The sequence below is a fragment of the Pseudomonas sp. D3-10 genome (assembly GCF_051132175.1).
Lineage (GTDB): Bacteria > Pseudomonadota > Gammaproteobacteria > Pseudomonadales > Pseudomonadaceae > Aquipseudomonas.
Window position 1 is genome coordinate 5,492,367 of the sequence record NZ_CP071668.1, and the last position, 14,862, is coordinate 5,507,228.

Sequence of the window (14,862 nt, forward strand, 5' to 3'; positions counted from 1 at the left end):
AGAGCGTCGGCGACGGCTTGCAGGGGGCAATGGAGAAACCAGTGCGGGGCCGAATGTAACACCTGGATTTGCGAGCGTCTAGCCCCGGATAACGAAAAAGCCCCGCGATTTGCGGGGCTTTTGGCAAGGCATTCGGCGCTTAGATGTTGGCGTCGAGGAACGCGGCCAGTTGCGACTTCGACAGCGCGCCGACCTTGGTGGCTTCGACGTTGCCGTTCTTGAACAGCATCAGGGTCGGAATGCCACGCACGCCATGCTTGGCCGGGGTTTCCTGGTTTTCGTCGATGTTCAGCTTGGCAACGGTCAGCTTGCCCTTGTAGGTCTCGGCAATTTCGTCCAGGACCGGAGCGATCATTTTGCAAGGACCGCACCACTCAGCCCAATAGTCGACCAGCACTGCGCCTTCGGCTTTGAGTACGTCAGCTTCGAAGCTAGCGTCGCTAACGTGTTTGATCAGATCGCTGCTCATGGAAATCTCCGGGGTAATCAGCAAAAAAACGTGGCCCATCATAGCTGCCCTTCCCAGGTTCAGGAAGCCGCAGTTGATTGAGTCTCCCTATGGTGACCGATGGGTTTACGTATGGCCCACGTCAGGAAGCGGTCGGGGCGATGAAGGAAATACCGGTGCGCAACGCAGCATTACGTACATGTTCTTGCATGGTTTTGTGCGCCGAAACCGATGCGCGACGGGCCAGGGCGCGAAGGATCTTGCGGTGTTCCTGCCACGTTTCCATCGCCCGCTCCGCCCTGATGAACGGTAGCTTCTGACTCTCAAGGAAGATATCGGCGCTGGCGGTGAGAATGCTCAACATCGCCTGGTTGCCGCTGGCCAGCAGAATGCGCCGGTGAAATTCGAAATCCAGTTGTGCCGCTGCGTCGAACTCCCCGGCCTTCAATTCGCGGCGCATGGCCTCGACGTTGTCATCCAGTGCGTCGAGTTCATCGGCGCTCAACGTCACGGCCGCCAATCCGGCCGCGAAACCTTCAAGGGCATAGCGCAGCTGGAAGATATCCACCGGCGAGGCCTGGGCGGCGAACGGCCAGCGCGCTGTCGAGTCGTCGCGCGCGACCTGCGCTGCTCCCTGGACGAAAACGCCCCTACCCGGTTGGACGCTGATCAACCCCAGGGCGCTCAACGATGACAGCGCCTCGCGCAGAGACGCCCGGCTGACGCCCAGTTGCAAGGCCAGGTCCCGTTGAGAGGGCAGCGCATCGCCCGGGCCGAAGCCTTCGTCGACGATGAGTTTGCGGATGGCTTGCAGCGCCACTTCAGGCACGGCACGAGCGATGGAATTCATGGTTTTCCAGACAACCCGGACGAATGAGCGGCTAGTTGTAAAGCTATTCGAAGCCCCCGGCAAGTCGTGCCCCAGCGGGGTTCGGCCGCCCGAAGCGACGCTCGATAACGGTGCGAAAAACCACCCAACTGTTCAGACCAGTCAGACCGACCGGTGCCTGCAAAACCGTGGCTTTGGCGGACAGACGCCCGGTTTGGCATGCCCTGTGCTGTGTCCGATCGGAGAAATCACACCATCGACCGCGGAGATTCACCATGATCCAGCGTTGCAGCGTCCTGCTCACTGCCCTGTTTGCCAGCCTGATGCTTTGCCAATTGCCCGCCCACGCCGATGGCCTGGAAGACGTGGTAAAACGCGGCACGCTGAAGGTCGCGGTGCCCCAGGATTTTCCACCGTTCGGTTCGGTCGGCCCGGACATGAAGCCGCGCGGCCTGGATATCGACACGGCGAAACTGCTGGCCGACCAGCTCAAGGTCAAGCTGGAATTGACGCCGGTCAACAGCACCAACCGCATCCCTTTCCTGACCACAGGCAAGGTCGACCTGGTGATTTCCAGCCTGGGCAAGAATCCGGAGCGTGAAAAGGTCATCGATTTCTCCAGCGCCTATGCGCCCTTCTACCTCGCCGTGTTCGGCCCGCCCGATGCCGCAATCACCGGCCTGGACGACCTCAAGGGCAAGACCATCAGCGTCACCCGTGGCGCTATCGAGGACATCGAGTTGACCAAGGTCGCCCCCGAAGGCGCCACCATCAAGCGTTTCGAAGACAACAACTCGACGATCGCCGCCTACCTGGCCGGTCAGGTGGACCTGATCGCCAGCGGTAACGTGGTGATGGTCGCCATCAGCGAGCGCAACCCCAAGCGCGTCCCGGCGCTGAAAGTGAAACTCAAGGATTCTCCGGTCTACGTGGGCGTGAACAAGAACGAGCCGGCGTTGCTGGACAAGGTCAACCAGATTCTCGCCACCGCCAAGACGGACGGAAGCCTGGAAAAGAACGCGCAGACCTGGCTCAAGCAACCGCTGCCGGCCGACCTCTGATCGTCCTTTGAGAGGCTGAGCATGGCTTACCAGTTCGATTTTCTGCCGGTGGTGCAAAACACCGAGCTGCTGTTGCGCGGTGCGCTGTTCACCGTGGAACTGACAGCCATCGGCGCGTTGCTCGGGGTTGGCCTGGGCATCGTCGGCGCGGTGGTGCGGGCGTGGAATATCCGTCCGTTCGCGGCGGTCTTTGGCGTGTACGTGGAGCTGATCCGCAACACGCCGTTCCTGGTCCAACTGTTTTTCATCTTCTTCGGCTTGCCGTCCCTTGGCTTGCAGATTTCCGAGTGGCAAGCGGCGGTGCTGGCGATGGTGATCAACCTGGGGGCGTATTCCACCGAGATCATCCGGGCCGGTATCCAGGCCATTGCACGAGGGCAACTGGAAGCCGCCGCGGCGTTGGCGATGAGCCGCTTCGAAGCGTTCCGCCACGTGGTGCTGCTGCCGGCGCTGGGCAAGGTCTGGCCGGCCTTGAGCAGCCAGATCATCATCGTGATGCTCGGCTCGGCGGTCTGTTCGCAGATCGCCACCGAAGAGCTGAGTTTCGCCGCCAACTTCATCCAATCGCGCAATTTCCGCGCCTTTGAAACCTACGCACTGACGACGCTGATCTACCTGTGCATGGCACTGCTGATCCGCCAGTTCCTGAATTGGGTCGGGCGTCGCTACATCGCCAGGAGCAGCCAATGAGCGATTTCACGTTCTGGGACGTGGTGCGCAACCTGCTCACCGGCCTGCAATGGACTCTGGCGCTTTCGCTGGTGGCGTTTATCGGCGGTGGTGTGGTCGGCTTGTTGGTGATGGTGCTACGCATCTCCAAACGCGCCCTGCCCCGCAACATTGCCCGCACGTATATCGAGCTGTTCCAAGGCACGCCGCTGTTGATGCAGCTGTTTTTGGTGTTCTTCGGCGTGGCCCTGGCCGGGATGGAGATTTCGCCGTGGATGGCGGCGGCGATTGCCTTGACGCTGTTCACCAGCGCTTACCTGGCGGAGATCTGGCGCGGTTGTGTCGACTCGATTGCCAACGGCCAATGGGAGGCCTCCGCGAGCCTGGCCCTCAACCCGTTGGAGCAGTTGCGCTACGTGATCCTGCCCCAGGCCCTGCGCATCGCCGTGGCGCCGACCGTGGGCTTTTCCGTGCAGGTGGTCAAGGGCACGGCCGTGACGTCGATCATCGGTTTTACCGAACTGACCAAGACCGGCGGCATGCTCGCCAACGCCACGTTCGAGCCGTTCATGGTGTATGGCCTGGTCGCCCTCGGTTACTTCCTCCTTTGCTACCCCCTGTCCCTCAGCGCGCGCTACCTGGAAAGGAGACTGCATGCCTCTGCTTAGAATTTCCGCCCTGCATAAATACTACGGCGATCACCATGTACTCAAAGGCATCGACCTGAGTATCGAAGAAGGCCAGGTGGTGGCGATCATCGGTCGCAGCGGCTCGGGCAAATCCACCCTGCTGCGCACCCTCAATGGCCTGGAATCGATCAACGACGGCGTAATCGAAGTGGACGGCGAATACCTCGACGCGGCCCGCGCCGACCTGCGCAGCCTGCGGCAGAAAGTCGGGATGGTGTTCCAGCAGTTCAATCTGTTCCCGCACCTGACCGTCGGCGAAAACGTCATGCTCGCGCCGCAGGTTGTACAAAAAGTGCCCAAGGCCAAGGCGGTGGAACTGGCCCGCCAGATGCTCGAACGGGTCGGGCTTGGCGAAAAATTCGACGCCTTCCCCGACCGCTTGTCTGGCGGGCAGCAGCAACGGGTGGCGATCGCCCGTGCCTTGGCGATGTCGCCGAAAGTCTTGCTTTGCGATGAAATCACCTCGGCGCTGGACCCAGAGCTGGTCAACGAGGTGCTCAGCGTAGTGCGTCAACTGGCCAAGGAAGGCATGACACTGGTCATGGTCACCCATGAAATGCGTTTCGCCCGGGAAGTGGGCGACAAACTGGTGTTCATGCACCAGGGCAAGGTGCACGAGGTGGGTGATCCCAAGTTGCTGTTCGCCGATCCGCAGACGGCGGAGCTGGCGAACTTCATCGGGACGGTGGAGCCTGCCTGATTTTTGCTGCCAAAGAACACTCTGTGAACGGCTCTGGATCAAGGGTTTGGATCAGGTGCGTTGGCGTAGGCGGTCGATCGTGGCAGGATGGCAAGGTTATCGACCGAGACTCTCTGACCATGCCGCCATCCCAAGCCAAGAATCTGTCCCTGATCGCCGCTATCGACCTGGGCTCCAACAGCTTCCATATGGTCGTCGCGAAGGCCCAGAACGGGGAAATCCGCATTCTTGAGCGGCTCGGTGAAAAGGTTCAGCTGGCCGCCGGGATCGACGAAGAACGCAGGTTGAGCGAGGAGTCCATCCAACGCGGGCTCGATTGCCTCAAGCGATTCGCCCAGTTGATCAACGGCATGCCCTTGGGCGCGGTGCGGATCGTGGGCACCAACGCCCTGCGCGAGGCGCGCAACCGTGGCGAGTTCATCCATCGCGCCGAAGCGATCCTCGGCCATCCGGTGGAAGTCATTTCCGGCCGTGAAGAGGCCCGCCTGATCTACCTCGGCGTTTCCCACACCCTGGCTGACACCCCCGGCAAACGCCTGGTGGCGGACATTGGCGGTGGCAGCACCGAGTTCATCATCGGCCAGCGCTTCGAACCGCTGTTGCGCGAAAGCCTCCAGATGGGTTGCGTCAGCTACACCCAGCGTTATTTCCGCGACGGCAAGATCACCCCGGCCCGCTATGCCCAGGCGTACACCGCAGCTCGCCTGGAAATCATGAGCATCGAACATGCCTTGCACCGGTTGACCTGGGACGAAGCCATCGGCTCCTCGGGGACCATCCGCGCCATCGGCCTGGCGCTCAAGGCTGGCGGCCACGGCACCGGTGAAGTCAACGCCGAGGGCCTGGCCTGGCTCAAGCGCAAGGTGTTCAAGCTTGGCGATTCGGACAAGATCGACTTCGAGGGCATCAAGCCTGATCGCCGGGCGATTTTCCCGGCGGGCCTTGCGATTCTCGAGGCGATCTTCGACGCGCTCGAATTGCAACGCATGGACCATTGCGAAGGCGCCCTGCGTGAGGGCGTGCTCTACGACTTGCTCGGGCGGCATCATCACGAAGACGTGCGCGAACGCACCCTGGGCTCGCTCATGGAGCGTTATCACGTCGACCAGGAGCAGGCGGCGCGGGTCGAGCGCAAGGCGCTGCATGCCTTCGACCAGGTGGCCGACGATTGGGACCTGAACGACGGCGTTTGGCGCGAACTGCTGGGTTGGGCCGCCAAGGTGCATGAAGTGGGCCTGGACATCGCCCACTACCATTACCACAAGCACGGCGCCTACCTGATCGAGCACTCCGATCTGGCGGGTTTCTCACGCGAAGACCAGCAAATGCTGGCGCTATTGGTACGTGGTCATCGACGCAATATTCCCAAGGACAAATTCGCCGAATTCGGCAATGACGGCATCAAGCTGATTCGCCTGTGCGTGCTGTTGCGCTTCGCGATCCTGTTCCACCACATCCGCGGCACCCAGCAAATGCCCCAGGTTACCCTGCACGCCGACGGCGATCAGTTGGATGTGATATTCCCCGAAGGCTGGCTGGACGAGAACCAACTGACCCAGGCGGACTTTGCCCAGGAAGCCGAATGGCTGACGCGGGTGGGGATTTTGCTGAACATTCACTGATCGGCACACAGCAAGCTCCCCCGTGGCGAGGGAGCTTGCTCCCGCTCGGCTGCGCAGCAGCCGCAGGATCTGCCTGAAATGGAATTTTTCCTGACCCACCGAGCTGAATGGCTTCGGGGCTGCTTCACGCAGCCCAGCGGGAGCAAGCTCCCTCGCCACGAAAAACCAATCTACTCCGGGCTTTAACTAACCGCCAACACCGGGCTGCTCAAGCGCTCCAGCAAAGTCGCCTGGGCGCTGCGCGGGTTCTGGTTGCCGGTCGGTGTGTTGCGGATGTAGCGACCGTCCGACTGCAAGCTCCAGCTGTGAGTGTTGTCGGTGAGGTAACTCTCCAGCTCTTTCTTGACCCGCAGGATCAGCTTCTTGCCCTCCACCGGGAAGCAGGTCTCGACGCGCTTGTCGAGGTTGCGCTCCATCCAGTCGGCACTGGAAAGAAACATCTGCTCTTCGCCACCATTGAGGAAATAGAACACCCGCGTGTGCTCCAGGAAACGCCCGATGATCGAGCGCACGTGGATGTTATGGGACACCCCCGGGATACCCGGCCGCAGGCAGCACATGCCACGCACCACCAGGTCGATGCGCACGCCCGACTGGCTGGCCTTGTACAACGCACGGATGACTTTCGGATCGGTCAACGAGTTGAACTTGGCGATGATGTGCGCAGGCTTGCCGTCCAGGGCGAACTGGGTTTCCCGGGCGATCATGTCGAGCATGCCCTTCTTGAGGGTGAATGGTGCATGCAGCAGCTTCTTCATCCGCAACGTCTTGCCCATGCCGATCAACTGGCTGAACAACTTGCCGACGTCTTCACACAAGGCGTCGTCGGACGTCAGCAAGCTGTAGTCGGTGTACAGGCGGGCGTTGGCCGCGTGGTAGTTGCCGGTGCCCAAGTGGGCGTAGCGCACGATCTCGCCGGCCTCGCGCCGCAGGATGAGCATCATCTTGGCGTGGGTCTTGAAGCCCACCACGCCGTAAATCACCACCGCACCGGCCGCTTGCAGACGGCTGGCCAGTTGCAGGTTGGACTCTTCATCGAAGCGCGCGCGCAATTCGATCACCGCCGTGACCTCCTTGCCGTTTCGCGCCGCGTCCACCAGGGCATCGACGATCTCGGAGTTGGCGCCACTGCGGTACAGCGTCTGGCGCACCGCCAGGACATGTGGGTCCTTGGCGGCCTGGCGCAGCAAGTCGACCACCGGGGTGAACGACTCGAAGGGGTGCAACAGCAGGATGTCCTGCTTGCTGACGACACTGAAAATGTTTTCGCTGTTTTGCAGCAGTTTCGGGATCTGCGGTGTAAACGGCGAATATTGCAGCTCCGGATGGCTGTCCAGGCCGGTGATGCTGAACAGCCGCGTCAGGTTCACCGGACCATTGACCTGGTACAGCTCGGTCTCATGCAGGTTGAACTGCTTGAGCAGGTAGTCGGACAGGTGTTTCGGACAGGTATCGGCCACTTCCAGGCGCACCGCATCGCCATAGCGACGGGAGAACAACTCGCCGCGCAGGGCGCGGGCCAGGTCTTCTACATCCTCGGTGTCCACCGACAGGTCGGCGTTGCGGGTCAGGCGGAATTGGTAGCAGCCCTTCACCTTCATGCCCTGGAACAGGTCATCGGCGTGGGCGTGGATCATCGACGACAGGAACACATAGTTGTCGCCCGGGCCGCCGACGTCTTCCGGGACGCGGATGATCCGCGGCAGCAGGCGTGGCGCCGGGATGATCGCCAGGCCGGAATCACGGCCAAAGGCGTCGATGCCTTCCAGCTCGACGATGAAGTTCAGGCTCTTGTTCACCAGCAATGGGAACGGGTGAGTCGGGTCGAGGCCGATCGGGGTGATGATCGGAGCGATTTCGTCACGGAAGTAACGGCGTACCCAGGTCTTGAGCTTGGTGGTCCAGTAGCGGCGACGGATGAAGCGCACCTGGTGCTTTTCCAGCTCCGGCAACAGGATGTCGTTGAGGATCGCGTACTGGCGATCGACATGACCGTGTACCAGTTCGCTGATGCGTGCCAGGGCCTGGTGCGGTTGCAGGCCGTCGGCACCGGCCTGCTCGCGGGCGAAGGTGATCTGCTTTTTCAGCCCGGCGACGCGAATCTCGAAGAACTCGTCCAGGTTGCTGGAGAAGATCAGCAGGAATTTCAGCCGCTCCAGCAGTGGGTAGGACTCATCCAGCGCCTGTTCAAGGACGCGGATGTTGAATTGCAGTTGCGACAGCTCACGATGGATGTACAGGCTGCTGTCATCCAGGTTGGGCACCGCAATCGCCGGCGCTGGGGCCGGCTCGGGCGCCGCAGCGGGGGCCGGTTCCAGCTCCGGTGGCGTTTCGGCGACTGGCTCGACCACGGGCTGAGCGTCTTTTACGGCAACTTCTGTGAGTCCTTCGGTATTCATCGCAAGTTCCTGGGAGGCTATTTCTGCTCTCGTAACAATTGGGCGGCGCGCACGGCAAAGTACGTCAGGATGCCATCAGCACCCGCGCGCTTGAAAGCGGTCAGGGATTCGAGAATCACCCCTTCGCTCAGCCAGCCGTTCTGGATCGCCGCCATGTGCATCGCATACTCGCCGCTGACCTGATAAACAAAGGTCGGCACTTTGAATTCATCCTTTACCCGACAGAGAATGTCGAGGTAAGGCATCCCCGGCTTGACCATGACCATGTCTGCCCCTTCTGACAAGTCGGCAGCCACTTCGTGCAAGGCTTCGTGGGCATTGGCCGGGTCCATCTGATAGGAGGCCTTGTTGGCCTTGCCCAGGTTCAGGGCCGAGCCGACCGCGTCGCGGAACGGGCCGTAATAGGCGCTGGCGTACTTGGCCGAGTAGGCCATGATGCGCACATTGACATGCCCGGCCACTTCCAAGGCTTCGCGGATTGCCTGGATCCTGCCGTCCATCATGTCCGACGGCGCCACCACCTGGGCACCGGCCTCGGCGTGGGACAGCGCCTGCCTGACCAGCGCATCGACGGTGATGTCGTTCTGCACATAGCCTTCTTCGTCGAGAATGCCGTCCTGCCCGTGGGTGGTGAACGGGTCCAGCGCCACGTCGGTAATCACCCCCAGCTCCGGGAAACGTGCGCGCAGGGCACGGGTCGCGCGCTGTGCGATGCCCTCGGGGTTCCACGCTTCGGCGGCATCCAGGGATTTCAGGCCCGGCGGCGTGACAGGAAACAGTGCCAACGCCGGGATACCCAGCTCGACCCACTCGGCCGCCGCTTCCAGCAACAGGTCGATAGTCAGGCGCTCCACGCCTGGCATCGAGGCCACCGCCTCACGGCGATTCTCGCCGTCCAGCACGAACACCGGCAGGATCAGGTCGTCGGTGGTCAGCACGTTTTCGCGCACGAGCCGACGAGAGAACTCATCCCGGCGATTGCGACGCAGGCGAGTGGCGGGAAACAGACGGTTGGCGGGGGTAAAGCTCACGGCAGACTCCTGAGCCCGCAAAAACGGGCGAGCGTGACAGTTATAAGCGGCCATTATGACGAACACATGACAGTTGTGCTAAAGCGTGACCGGTAGTCGCAGTCATTGTCTTCTGTAGGAAATGTTCACGTCGAGACACATTTCGATACTTTCCTGGATGTGCCTGAAGGGTTAGGCTGCGCGTTCATTTCGCCAGCACCCAGACAATGCTCCAACAATTTCTCCACGACTTCGGCTACCTGGCCTTGTTCATCGGCACGTTCTTCGAAGGTGAAACCATCCTCGTGCTCGCAGGTTTCCTGGCGTTCCGTGGCTACATGGACATCAACCTGGTGGTCGTCGTGGCGTTTTGCGGCAGCTACGCCGGTGACCAGCTGTGGTATTTCCTGGGGCGCAAGCACGGTCGCAAGCTGCTGGCGCGCAAACCGCGTTGGCAGTTGATGGGTGATCGGGCGCTGGAGCACATCCGCCGGCATCCGGACATCTGGGTCCTGAGCTTCCGCTTCGTCTATGGCCTGCGCACCGTGATGCCAGTGGCGATCGGCTTGTCAGGCTATCCACCGGGCCGCTATCTGTTGCTCAACGGTATCGGTGCGGCGATTTGGGCCACGGCGCTGGCTGCCGCCGCGTATCACTTTGGCGCGGTGCTCGAAGGCATGCTGGGCAGTATCAAGAAATACGAACTTTGGGTACTCTGCGCCCTGCTGTTGCTGGGCTTGGGCCTGTGGCTGCGCCGTCGCATCAAAAATGCCCGGCTGGCCAGGAAAAATCTCGAGACCGAGCGACAGGAACAAGCCAGGGCCAGCGAATCTACGCCAGGCGAGTGAGTCGGTTGCGACAGCAGTAAAGCCCGATGCCACTGACCAGGCTGTAGGTCAACAACCCCACCCAAGCCACCGGGCTCGCTGGCCACAACCCTGCCACCGGCGCCAACCCTACCAGCGGCAGGTTCGCCGCCAGCCGCAGCAACTCCAGCTTCAGCGCCCAAGGGCGATTCTCAAGGGCCACGCCCAAGGCAAACAGCCCCAACGCAATCGCCCCCCAGCCCAATACCAGGGCGGCAACCGGCAGGCTGTTTTCAAGGTTCATCAGATAGCTGCCCAAGGCGATGTAGATACAGAACTGCAGCGCCACATACCACCGCTGGCGTGCGTCCAGCGGCACTTCGAATTTGCGGAATTGCGACAGGTCAGGCTTGTTCAGCGGGTATCTGGCGGCCACATCGGCCGGGCGCCAACCGGTGGGCATGAACCAGATCCGCAGCTTGTCCCACCAACGCTCGGCCCGCCGGGCATCAGCCCAGAGCTGCCCATAGAACTGCACGTTCGCCCACAACGGATTCCAGCTCGCCAGCGGCGTAGTCACGCCAAACACCACCGGCTCATCCTCGTCCTCTTCCTGGAAGGTGCCAAACAGACGGTCCCAAATAATGAACACGCCGCCGTAGTTGCGATCCATGTAGAGAGGGTTCTGCGCATGGTGGGCACGATGATTGGACGGCGTGACGAAGCACCATTCCAGCCAGCCGAGCTTTGGAATGTGTTGGGTGTGGACCCAGAACTGATACAGCAGGTTCAGCGCCGCGACGCTAACGAACACCACCAGCGGCACGCCCAGGATCGCCAGCGGCAGATAGAAAATCCAGCTCAGCAGAAAGCCTGTGCTGGTCTGGCGCAAGGCGGTGGAGAGGTTGTAATCCTCGCTCTGGTGATGCACCGAATGAGCGGCCCAGAGGATATTGCGTTCATGGCCCATGCGGTGCAGCCAGTAGTAGCAGGAGTCATAGAAGACGAAGGCAGCCACCCAGGTCCAGGCCTGGTCAGCCGGCAGTTGGAAGATTGCCAGGTGCTCCAGTGCAAAGGCATAGGTGACCAAGCCGACACCTTTGGTCAGCAGCCCGGTGGTGGTCGACAGCACGCCGGTACTCAGGCTGTTGATGGCGTCCGCCAGCCGATAATGGCTCACGCCGCGCCAACGATCGGCGAGCAACTCGACGGCGATCAACACGAAGAAAAACGGCACGGCATACAGAATGAAATTCATGATGCGACCCGGGCAGGCAAGGCAAGGAAGATAGTCGGCAGATTAGGTGTAGCTGCCCGAGACCCCTATGGCAACGAGTGACAAATTAGTAGACATTTAACGCCATGAATCTGGAGAAAAAGCCCATGAGCAAAAAAGTTGCAGTGATCCTTTCCGGCTGTGGCGTGTACGACGGCGCGGAGATTCACGAAAGCGTGATTACCTTGCTGCGTCTCGACCAGCGAGGCGCACAGGTCCAATGTTTCGCCCCGAACATTGCCCAGCTGCATGTCATCAACCATCTGACTGGCGAGGAAATGCCCGAAAGCCGCAACGTGCTGGTGGAGTCGGCGCGCATCGCCCGAGGCGATGTGAAAGACCTGCGCGAAGCCAAGGCCGAGGACTTTGACGCGCTGATCGTGCCCGGTGGTTTCGGCTCGGCGAAAAACCTGTCCAACTTCGCTGTCGAAGGGGCCGGTTGCGTCGTGCAGCCGGACGTCCTGGCGCTCACCGAGGCTTTCGCCGAAGCGGGGAAACCCGTGGGGCTGATGTGCATCTCACCGGCCCTGGCGGCGAAGATCTACGGCCCCGGCGTGACGTGCACCATCGGCACGGATGCCGATACCGCCGCTGCCGTGACCAAGATGGGCGGCACCCATGAAGAATGCCTGGTCACCGATATCGTCGAGGACACTGCGCGCAAACTCGTCAGCACACCCGCCTATATGCTGGCGAAGAACATCAGCGAGGCGGCTTCGGGAATCAACAAGCTGGTGGACCGGGTGTTGGAATTGACCCACGAGAACGACGCCTGACCCCATTTCCTCTTTCCTGTGGGAGGGGGCCAGCATCAGGACAAGCGAGCCAACCGCGTCAATATCCGATCCAGCGCATTGGCGAAACCCTGCTTGTCCCGCTCGCTGTACGCCGCCGGGCCGCCGCCCACATGGCCCTGCTCACGCAAGTCGGTAAACAGGTTGCGCACCGCCAGTCGATCGCCCATGTTCTGCGCGTCGAATTCCTTGCCCCTCGGATCGAGGGCGGCGACGCCCTTCTTGACCAGGCGGTCCGCCAGCGGCACGTCGCTGCAGATGACCAACTCACCCGGGACGGCGTGCTCCACCAGGTAGTCATCCGCCGCATCAGGACCGCTTGGCACCACGATCAGCTTGACCAGGGCCAGGCCCGGCTTTATTTGCGGCTGCCCAGCGACCAGCACCACTTCGAACTGGCGCTTCAAGGCGAACTTGACCACCAGTTCCTTCGCGGCCTTGGGGCAGGCGTCAGCGTCGATCCATACGCGCATAAGTGGTTTCCTCTATCTAAAAAGCATCGCGAGCAAGCTCGCTTCCACAGAGACAGCCTACATCCTGCGGGAGCGAGCTTGCTCGCGATTATGAGCGCAGCGAATGCGGCCGTTCAGGAAACCTGGACCCGACGCTTCTCCGCCACCCAACTGCGCCCGTACAGTACGACGATCGCCAGGATCGCCACCACCTGGGCGGTCAGCGAATAAGCATCGGCATGAATGCCCAGCCAGTCGAACTCGAAGAATGCCACCGGCCGCGTGCCGAATATCCCGGCTTCCTGCAGCGCCTTCACGCCATGGCCAGCGAACACCACCGACAGCGCACAAAGCAACGCGGCGTTGATGCTGAAGAACAGCGCCAGGGGCAGTTTCGCAGAGCCCCGCAAGATCACCCAGGCCAACCCGACCAGCAACACCATCGCCGTCGCGCCGCCAGCCAATACGGCGTCATGACCGGCGGGACCGGCCTGCAACCACAGGGTCTCGTAGAACAGGATCACTTCGAACAATTCGCGATAGACCGAGAAAAACGCCAGGATCGCGAATCCGAAACGGCCACCGCCGCCCACCAGGCTGCTTTTGATGTAATCCTGCCAGGCCGCGGCGTGACGCCGGTCGTGCATCCAGACACCCAGCCACAACACCATCACGCTGGCGAACAACGCGGTGGCGCCTTCGAGCAACTCACGCTGGGCGCCGCTGACGTCGATCACATAGGCGGCCAGCCCCCACGTCGCCAGGCCGGCGAGCAATGCCAGCCCCCAGCCGATGTTGACGCTGCGAACCGCCGACTGCTGGCCGGTGTTGCGCAAGAATGCCAGGATTGCCGCGAGCACCAGGATCGCTTCCAACCCCTCGCGCAACAGGATCAGCAAGCCAGAGATGTAGCTCAACGACCAGCTCAAGCCATCGCCACCCAACAGGCCGGCGGATTCCTTCAACTTGGCCTTCGCCGCGTCCAGGCGTTGTTGGGCCTGGTCCACTGGCAAGCCATCCTGTAAAGACTGACGGAAAGCCATCAACGCCTTTTCGGTGTCCTTGCGCACATTGGCGTCGACGTTATCGAGCGAACTCTCCACCAGCTCGAAGCCTTCCAGGTAAGCCGCGACCGAAAGGTCGTAGGCCTGGTCATGATCACCGGCGCGATACGCCGCGATGCTTTTGTCCAACGTCGTGGCGGTGTAGTCGAGCAACTGCGCCGGGCCGCGCTGCACTTGCGGCGGCTGGGCACGTTGGGCGCGAAACGTCGCTGCTGCCGCGGGCCCTTGGGCAGCCAGGATTTCGGCCGGAGTCTGGCGGGCCAGATCGGCCAGATTGTAGGTCAGCTCGCTTTTTTTCGCGGCCGGGTCGGCGCTGAAGCTGGCAATGTAAGTTGCCAGGTCCCAGCGCTGGCGGTCGTCGAGCTGGTCGGCGAAAGCTGGCATGTCCGTGCCCTCGACGCCCATGCCCAGGGTGTTGTAGATCGCGTAGAGGCTCAGGCGATCCAGGCGCTGGCCATCACGCAGGTTCGCCGGTGGCGGCTCCAGGCCGACGCCGGCCGGACCATCGCCAGCACCGGTGTCACCATGGCAAACCGAGCAATTCTGCGCGTACAACGGCGCACCGCGCGCCGGATCCGGGGTAATGATCGGCGCTTGGCTGACTTCGTACGCCACCGCCAGCCTTGCCCCCAACTGCCGAGCCAGGCGGGCGACGTCGTCGCCGTCCCGGCGTTCGGTGATAGCCCCGCGCAACGTGCCGATGCCTTGGGTCAACTCAGCCTTTTCCGGCTTGGCCGGCAGCGCAGCAATCAACCCCTCCAACACCTGGGTGAACTCCAGTTGCTCGCGGTATTCCGAATCGTCGATGACTTTCCCCGCTTCGACAGTCGCTGGGTAATCCGCGCCGATGTAATCAAGCAGGTGCAAGGCCTGGGGAGCGCCTTCAGTGGTATCGGCCAGCAGATCGACGCTGCACAGCGCCAACAACGGCAGCGCTAGCCAAGCCAGGAAACGAAACGGGGCAGGCATGAATGACTCTCGATTGGAAATAAGAAGTAACATATTGTTCACTCCCAATGCGCTTGGCTCAAGTACCGATGTGC

General features: G+C 61.7%; 14 protein-coding genes. 7 read left to right on the plus strand and 7 right to left on the minus strand.

Annotated features, from left to right (window positions below; translation table 11 throughout):
- Positions 1 to 139: 139 nt before the first annotated feature.
- The gene (trxA, locus tag J3P90_RS24985; RefSeq protein ID WP_003206727.1) at positions 140 to 469 is read right to left on the minus strand and encodes a thioredoxin TrxA; all 330 of its coding nucleotides are present in this window, start codon (positions 467 to 469) and stop codon (positions 140 to 142) included.
- 121 nt (positions 470 to 590) lie between these two features.
- On the minus strand, positions 591 to 1,298 hold the full coding sequence (locus tag J3P90_RS24990) for a FadR/GntR family transcriptional regulator (RefSeq protein WP_420765115.1): 708 nt from the start codon (positions 1,296 to 1,298) through the stop codon (positions 591 to 593).
- Between the two features lie 254 nt (positions 1,299 to 1,552).
- On the opposite strand from J3P90_RS24990, the gene J3P90_RS24995 reads away from it, so the two are divergent.
- The 5 genes from J3P90_RS24995 (at position 1,553) to ppx (ending at position 6,018) form a co-directional block, all read left to right on the plus strand.
- Positions 1,553 to 2,338, plus strand: a complete 786-nt coding sequence (locus tag J3P90_RS24995) for a transporter substrate-binding domain-containing protein (protein WP_434561687.1) — start codon at positions 1,553 to 1,555, stop codon at positions 2,336 to 2,338.
- Between the two features lie 21 nt (positions 2,339 to 2,359).
- On the plus strand, positions 2,360 to 3,028 hold the full coding sequence (locus J3P90_RS25000) for an amino acid ABC transporter permease (RefSeq protein WP_434675538.1): 669 nt from the start codon (positions 2,360 to 2,362) through the stop codon (positions 3,026 to 3,028).
- Positions 3,025 to 3,675 carry an amino acid ABC transporter permease gene (locus J3P90_RS25005; protein WP_434675539.1) on the plus strand — a complete coding sequence of 217 codons (651 nt, stop codon included), beginning with the start codon at positions 3,025 to 3,027 and terminating at the stop codon, positions 3,673 to 3,675. Before J3P90_RS25000 ends, J3P90_RS25005 begins: the two co-directional genes overlap by 4 nt.
- On the plus strand, positions 3,662 to 4,396 hold the full coding sequence (locus J3P90_RS25010) for an amino acid ABC transporter ATP-binding protein (protein ID WP_434608936.1): 735 nt from the start codon (positions 3,662 to 3,664) through the stop codon (positions 4,394 to 4,396). The genes J3P90_RS25005 and J3P90_RS25010 overlap by 14 nt, the downstream gene beginning before the upstream one ends.
- A gap of 119 nt (positions 4,397 to 4,515) precedes the next feature.
- The gene (gene ppx, locus J3P90_RS25015) at positions 4,516 to 6,018 is read left to right on the plus strand and encodes an exopolyphosphatase (protein ID WP_434608934.1); all 1,503 of its coding nucleotides are present in this window, start codon (positions 4,516 to 4,518) and stop codon (positions 6,016 to 6,018) included.
- A 182-nt stretch (positions 6,019 to 6,200) separates the two neighbouring features.
- On the opposite strand, the gene ppk1 is transcribed toward ppx, so the two are convergent.
- Together ppk1 and hemB are read right to left on the minus strand one after the other, a co-directional pair.
- Positions 6,201 to 8,417: a polyphosphate kinase 1 gene (gene ppk1 / locus J3P90_RS25020; protein ID WP_434649709.1), complete on the minus strand. Its 2,217-nt coding sequence runs from the start codon at positions 8,415 to 8,417 to the stop codon at positions 6,201 to 6,203.
- 17 nt (positions 8,418 to 8,434) lie between these two features.
- Positions 8,435 to 9,448, minus strand: coding sequence for a porphobilinogen synthase (hemB, locus tag J3P90_RS25025; RefSeq protein WP_420765122.1), 1,014 nt, complete (start codon positions 9,446 to 9,448; stop codon positions 8,435 to 8,437).
- A gap of 206 nt (positions 9,449 to 9,654) precedes the next feature.
- Here hemB and J3P90_RS25030 point away from each other — a divergent pair, with 206 nt between their 5' ends.
- Positions 9,655 to 10,275 carry a DedA family protein gene (locus J3P90_RS25030; RefSeq protein WP_434675540.1) on the plus strand — a complete coding sequence of 207 codons (621 nt, stop codon included), beginning with the start codon at positions 9,655 to 9,657 and terminating at the stop codon, positions 10,273 to 10,275.
- Here J3P90_RS25030 and J3P90_RS25035 read toward each other — a convergent pair.
- Positions 10,259 to 11,491: a sterol desaturase family protein gene (locus tag J3P90_RS25035; RefSeq protein ID WP_434675541.1), complete on the minus strand. Its 1,233-nt coding sequence runs from the start codon at positions 11,489 to 11,491 to the stop codon at positions 10,259 to 10,261. The two genes, J3P90_RS25030 and J3P90_RS25035, sit on opposite strands and share 17 nt — an antisense overlap.
- Positions 11,492 to 11,616: 125 nt before the next feature.
- Between J3P90_RS25035 and elbB the strand changes: the two genes are divergently transcribed.
- Positions 11,617 to 12,285 carry an isoprenoid biosynthesis glyoxalase ElbB gene (gene elbB / locus J3P90_RS25040; protein WP_434561681.1) on the plus strand — a complete coding sequence of 223 codons (669 nt, stop codon included), beginning with the start codon at positions 11,617 to 11,619 and terminating at the stop codon, positions 12,283 to 12,285.
- A 35-nt stretch (positions 12,286 to 12,320) separates the two neighbouring features.
- Here the strand turns inward: elbB and J3P90_RS25045 are convergent, their stop codons facing one another.
- Both J3P90_RS25045 and J3P90_RS25050 read right to left on the minus strand, forming a co-directional pair.
- A complete protein-coding gene (locus J3P90_RS25045) occupies positions 12,321 to 12,776 on the minus strand; it encodes a YaiI/YqxD family protein (protein ID WP_420765126.1) in 456 nt (151 codons plus the stop codon).
- A 113-nt stretch (positions 12,777 to 12,889) separates the two neighbouring features.
- A complete protein-coding gene (locus J3P90_RS25050; RefSeq protein WP_434675542.1) occupies positions 12,890 to 14,788 on the minus strand; it encodes an FTR1 family protein in 1,899 nt (632 codons plus the stop codon).
- Positions 14,789 to 14,862: the final 74 nt, after the last annotated feature.

Coding starts and splice junctions, on each gene's coding strand:
- J3P90_RS25000 (WP_434675538.1), top strand. CDS start 2,360: ATGGCTTACCAGTTCGATTTTCTGCCGGTGGTGCAAAACACCGAGCTG.
- ppx (WP_434608934.1), top strand. CDS start 4,516: ATGCCGCCATCCCAAGCCAAGAATCTGTCCCTGATCGCCGCTATCGAC.
- trxA (WP_003206727.1), bottom strand. CDS start 469: ATGAGCAGCGATCTGATCAAACACGTTAGCGACGCTAGCTTCGAAGCT.
- elbB (WP_434561681.1), top strand. CDS start 11,617: ATGAGCAAAAAAGTTGCAGTGATCCTTTCCGGCTGTGGCGTGTACGAC.
- J3P90_RS25005 (WP_434675539.1), top strand. CDS start 3,025: ATGAGCGATTTCACGTTCTGGGACGTGGTGCGCAACCTGCTCACCGGC.
- J3P90_RS25050 (WP_434675542.1), bottom strand. CDS start 14,788: ATGCCTGCCCCGTTTCGTTTCCTGGCTTGGCTAGCGCTGCCGTTGTTG.
- J3P90_RS25045 (WP_420765126.1), bottom strand. CDS start 12,776: ATGCGCGTATGGATCGACGCTGACGCCTGCCCCAAGGCCGCGAAGGAA.
- J3P90_RS25035 (WP_434675541.1), bottom strand. CDS start 11,491: ATGAATTTCATTCTGTATGCCGTGCCGTTTTTCTTCGTGTTGATCGCC.
- J3P90_RS24990 (WP_420765115.1), bottom strand. CDS start 1,298: ATGAATTCCATCGCTCGTGCCGTGCCTGAAGTGGCGCTGCAAGCCATC.
- J3P90_RS25010 (WP_434608936.1), top strand. CDS start 3,662: ATGCCTCTGCTTAGAATTTCCGCCCTGCATAAATACTACGGCGATCAC.
- ppk1 (WP_434649709.1), bottom strand. CDS start 8,417: ATGAATACCGAAGGACTCACAGAAGTTGCCGTAAAAGACGCTCAGCCC.
- J3P90_RS24995 (WP_434561687.1), top strand. CDS start 1,553: ATGATCCAGCGTTGCAGCGTCCTGCTCACTGCCCTGTTTGCCAGCCTG.
- J3P90_RS25030 (WP_434675540.1), top strand. CDS start 9,655: ATGCTCCAACAATTTCTCCACGACTTCGGCTACCTGGCCTTGTTCATC.